We start from the raw sequence: 3,576 nt of genomic DNA on the forward strand, positions 1-3,576 counted from the left end.
AGCTTGTCTCGCGATCTTTTGATCTTCTAAAAGATCGCGAGACAAGCTCGCTCCTACAGGATTACGAGGTTTTACAGGCCGTTTTTAGCCTTGAACTCACGACGACGACGGTGCAACACCGGCTCGGTGTAGCCGTTTGGCTGTTTAGTGCCTTCGATCACCAACTCGACCGCCGCCTGGAAGGCGATGTTGCTGTCGAAGTTCGGTGCCAATGGACGGTACAGCGCGTCGTTGGCGTTCTGGCGGTCAACCACCGGGGCCATGCGCTTGAGGCTTTCAAGCACTTGGGTCTCGCTGACGATGCCGTGACGCAGCCAGTTGGCGATGTGCTGGCTGGAAATCCGCAGCGTCGCACGGTCTTCCATCAGGCCGACGTCGTGAATGTCCGGCACTTTCGAACAGCCCACGCCCTGATCGATCCAGCGCACCACGTAACCCAGAATGCCTTGTGAGTTGTTGTCCAGTTCGTTCTGGATCTGCTCAGGCGTCCACTGCGGGTTCACGGCCAGCGGGATGGTCAGGATGTCGTCCACCGAGGCCGGGGCGCGCTTGGCCAGTTCGGCCTGGCGCGCGAACACGTCGACCTTGTGGTAATGCAGCGCGTGCAAGGCGGCGGCGGTCGGCGACGGTACCCAGGCGGTGTTGGCGCCGGCCAGCGGGTGAGCGATTTTCTGTTCCAGCATCGCCGCCATCAGGTCGGGCATGGCCCACATGCCTTTGCCGATTTGCGCACGGCCTTGCAGGCCGGTGCTCAAACCCACGTCGACGTTGTTGTTCTCGTAGGCCGAAATCCACTTCTCGGCTTTCATGTCGGCCTTGCGCACCATCGGCCCGGCTTCCATGGAGGTGTGGATCTCGTCGCCGGTACGGTCCAGGAAGCCGGTGTTGATGAACACCACGCGCTCGCTGGCGGCTTTGATGCACGCCTTGAGGTTGACGGTGGTGCGGCGCTCTTCGTCCATGATCCCGACTTTGAGCGTGTTGCGCGGCAGTTTGAGCACGTCTTCGATGCGCCCGAACAGCTCGTTGGTGAAGGCGGCTTCGTCAGGCCCGTGCATTTTCGGTTTGACGATGTACACCGAACCGGTGCGGCTGTTTTTGCGCGAGGCCTGGCCGTTGAGGCTGTGGATGGCCGCGAGGCTGGTCAGCAGGCCGTCGAGGATACCTTCAGGGACTTCGTTGCCGTCCTTGTCGAGGATCGCGTCGATGGTCATCAGGTGGCCCACGTTACGCACGAACAACAGCGAACGGCCATGCAGGCTGACGGTGCCGCCGTTGGGCGCGGTGTACTCGCGGTCCGGGTTCATGGTGCGGGTGAAGGTTTCGCCACCCTTGGTCACTTGCTCGCTCAGGTTGCCCTTCATCAGGCCGAGCCAGTTGCGGTAGATCACCACTTTGTCATCGGCGTCGACCGCGGCAACCGAGTCTTCACAGTCCATGATGGTGGTCAGCGCGGCTTCCATCAGCACGTCTTTGACGCCTGCGGCATCGGTTTTACCGACCGGGCTGGTGGCGTCGATCTGAATCTCGAAGTGCAGGCCGTTGTGTTTGAGCAATACAGCGGTCGGTGCCTCGGCCGAGCCGTGGTAGCCGATCAGTTGCGCGGTGTCGCGCAGGCCGCTGCTGTCGCCGCCTTTGAGGGTGACCTGCAAGGCGCCGTCAGCGATGGCGTAAGCCGTGGAGTCAACGTGCGAACCGTTGGCCAGCGGCGCAGCTTCGTCAAGAAAGGCGCGGGCGAAGGCAATGACCTTGTCGCCACGGACCTTGTTGTAGCCTTTGCCCTTTTCGGCGCCATCGGCTTCGCTGATGGCATCGGTGCCGTACAACGCGTCGTACAGCGAACCCCAGCGGGCGTTCGAGGCGTTGAGGGCAAAGCGCGCATTCATCACCGGCACCACCAACTGTGGGCCAGCCATGCGGGCGATTTCGTCATCGACGTTTTGCGTCGTTGCCTGGAAATCTGCGGCTTCTGGCTGCAGATACCCAATGTCTTGTAGGAAGGCTTTGTAAGCCACGGCGTCATGGGCCTTACCGGCCTGCGCCTGGTGCCAGGCGTCGATGCGCGCCTGCAAATCATCGCGTTTGGCGAGCAGTGCTTTGTTCTTGGGGGCCAGGTCATGAATGACCTTATCGGCACCGGCCCAGAACTGGTCGGCGTTGAGGCCGGTACCGGGGATGGCTTCGTTGTTGACGAAGTCGAACAGGACTTTGGCGACCTGCAGGCCACCGACGTGAACGTGTTCAGTCATTGCTTGCCTCACTCATTGTTATTTAAAGCCTGGAGCGCTTCTCAAAACACCGCCGCAGCGGGGTCATACGGGGTAAAGCAGACGCATTGACCGACCTTGTTGCCAATTATGTAGTGGTCGCCGAGGCATACTACATGATCATTTGCCGATGTGAAAATCAGACTAACTACGTCGTTCTGCGACTTTTATTAAGCTATCGGTCACGTAGAAGAACAGGATGTTCTCAAGAAAAGTGCAGGTTGTTCCAGATAATTCTAAAAACAGTACACAATTTTATATGCAGGCCCATAAAAACCCCGTGGGAGCGGGCGTGCTCCCACGGGGTTCAGGTCAGGCTTTTTTGCGCAGGCTCAGCCAGGCGTCAATGCTGTACACCACAAGGCCCGCCCAGATGAACATAAAGGCGATCAGGGTGCTTTCGGACAAGTGTTCGCCAAACACCCACACGGCAAGAATCAGCACCAGGGTGGGCGCGACGTACTGCATAAAGCCGATGGTTGTGTAGGGCAGGTGGCGCGTGGCCGCGTTGAAGCACACCAGCGGGATCAACGTGGCCGGGCCAGCGGCCACCAGCAGCCAGGCTTGTGAGGTGGCCCAGAAATCGGCGTGGGCACTGTTGGCCTCGGGGTGCATCAGCAGCCAGCCGATGGCGATGGGCACCAGAATCCAGGTTTCGACCACCAGCCCCGGCAAGGCCTTGACCGGCGCCTGCTTGCGGATCAGCCCGTAAAAGCCAAAGGTCAGCGCCAGCACCAGCGACACCCACGGCAGGCTGCCGGCTTGCCACACTTGCTCGGCAACACCGATGGCGGCCAGGCTCACGGCAACCCATTGCAGGCGGCGCAGGCGCTCACCCAGCAGTAACATCCCGAGCAGCACGTTGACCAGCGGGTTGATGTAGTAACCCAGGCTGGCTTCGAGCATGCGGTCGTTGTTCACCGCCCACACATAGGTCAGCCAGTTGATGGCGATCAACAGGCCGCTGCCGCTGAGCACGGCGAGGCGTTTGGGGTTGTCGCGCAGCTCTTGCCACCAGCCGGGGTGCTTCCACACCAGCAACAGCAGCGAGCCAAACAGCGCTGACCAGAGCACGCGGCTGACGATGATTTCGGCGGCGGGCACGCTTTCCAGCAGTTTGAAATAGAGCGGGAACAGGCCCCAGATGACATAGGCGCTGAGGCCCAGAATGTACCCGCGACGCGGGTTGGCGGCTTGCATGCAGGATCCTTGTTTAAGCAAATGACGGGTGCTGTAGGAGCGAGCTTGCCTCGCGATCTTTTGATCTTTTAAAAAGATCGCGAGGCAAGCCCGCTCCTACAAAGGGCAC

2 protein-coding genes are annotated in these 3,576 nt (G+C 60.4%); both read right to left on the reverse strand.

Translation table 11 applies throughout. The features are described from left to right. Nucleotides 1-71: 71 nt before the first annotated feature. Complete coding sequence (locus QMX84_RS25965) at nucleotides 72-2,249, reverse strand: malate synthase G (protein WP_282365118.1); 2,178 nt, start codon at nucleotides 2,247-2,249, stop codon at nucleotides 72-74. A gap of 330 nt (nucleotides 2,250-2,579) precedes the next feature. Beyond that, nucleotides 2,580-3,467: an EamA family transporter RarD gene (gene rarD, locus QMX84_RS25970; RefSeq protein ID WP_282365119.1), complete on the reverse strand. Its 888-nt coding sequence runs from the start codon at nucleotides 3,465-3,467 to the stop codon at nucleotides 2,580-2,582. Nucleotides 3,468-3,576: the final 109 nt, after the last annotated feature.

It is taken from the genome of Pseudomonas sp. PS01297 (assembly GCF_029959305.1).
GTDB lineage: Bacteria > Pseudomonadota > Gammaproteobacteria > Pseudomonadales > Pseudomonadaceae > Aquipseudomonas > Aquipseudomonas helleri.

Excerpts from the sequence above, each read along its gene's own strand:
- QMX84_RS25965 (WP_282365118.1), bottom strand. The coding sequence starts at position 2,249 with ATGACTGAACACGTTCACGTCGGTGGCCTGCAGGTCGCCAAAGTCCTG.
- rarD (WP_282365119.1), bottom strand. The coding sequence starts at position 3,467 with ATGCAAGCCGCCAACCCGCGTCGCGGGTACATTCTGGGCCTCAGCGCC.